Consider the following 203-nt stretch of genomic DNA (forward strand, 5'->3'; position numbering starts at 1 on the left):
GCCGCACCGTGCATCAGCAGCATGGCCACCGACAGCAGACCGGCCAGCAGACCGAAGGGATTCAACAGGGCAAAGAAACTGCCGGTGTATTCCACGCGCATGGTGTCGTCATAGTGGAAGGGCACACCCAGCAGCAGGTTGCCGAAGGCCACACCGCAGATCAGGGGCGGCACGAAACCGCCGATGAACAGCCCCCAGTCCCA

At 63.1% G+C, this 203-nt stretch carries 1 protein-coding gene; it reads right to left on the reverse strand.

What is annotated here, in order from left to right:
• On the reverse strand, positions 1–203 hold a 203-nt coding region (locus HWE01_RS22820; RefSeq protein WP_241822985.1), incomplete at both ends, for a cytochrome d ubiquinol oxidase subunit II.

It is taken from the genome of Herbaspirillum sp. C7C8 (assembly GCF_022627875.1).
Taxonomy (GTDB): domain Bacteria; phylum Pseudomonadota; class Gammaproteobacteria; order Burkholderiales; family Burkholderiaceae_D; genus Herbaspirillum.